The organism is Pandoraea anapnoica, assembly GCF_902459765.1.
GTDB classification, from domain to species: Bacteria; Pseudomonadota; Gammaproteobacteria; order Burkholderiales; family Burkholderiaceae; genus Pandoraea; species Pandoraea anapnoica.
In genome coordinates this window covers 1-715 of the sequence record NZ_CABPSP010000045.1, presented here as the reverse complement: position 1 = coordinate 715, position 715 = coordinate 1, and the positions used below count along the sequence as shown (strand labels likewise).

1 protein-coding gene is annotated in these 715 nt (G+C 63.4%); it reads right to left on the bottom strand.

From position 1 onward, the window contains the following. The coding region (gene alc / locus PAN31117_RS26975) for an allantoicase (protein ID WP_150740885.1) at nucleotides 1-715 on the bottom strand (715 nt) is incomplete at both ends.

Sequence of the window (715 nt, the reverse complement as noted above, 5' to 3'; positions counted from 1 at the left end):
TCACATACGCCGCCTGGATGGAGCAACGGTCCGGGAAGTTGCCCTTGAAGTGCGCCGTATCCACTTCGATCTTGCCAATCTCACCCGGCTGCGCCAACGCAATAATCGCCCAATCATTGCCCGGCTCACGGCGACGACGCGTCTCCCACCCATCGCCCATGTTCACGCCACGGCCGGGCATCAACAGGTTCGACGCCAAGCCGAAGTGCTGGTTGTTTGCTGCCACGACGTAGCCACCGTTCTCCATCGCGATCAGGTCGATCAGCTCGTCGCGCGAACGGCCCGCCCAGTCGCTCTGCGGCAAGCCGTACAAGCGCAGACGCGCCAGACCACCATCCGGGTACAGGTTCACGCGCACATGCGTCGCTGCGCGTTGCTGCGTGATGGCGTGGTAGTGGTGCGCGTTACCCTGCAACGTGGTCGACGGCAGCAGTTCGAACCATTCGGCAGCATCGTTCGGTGCGCCGTCCGGGCTGTAGCAGCCCTCAAGCGACGCCGCCGGTGGGAAGTTGCCCGTGAAGTGGCTCGTGTCCAGATCGACGCCGAACAACACGCCCGGACGCGCCAGCTTGACGATGCACCAGTCATAGCCGTTCACACGCTTGCGACGCGTCTCCCAACCATCCATCCACTTGCCGTTCTCGTCGTACTTGCCCGGAATGAAGACGGCCGGCTCCGGGTTGAGCATGCGCTCTTTGGCCGCGAAGAATTCGTC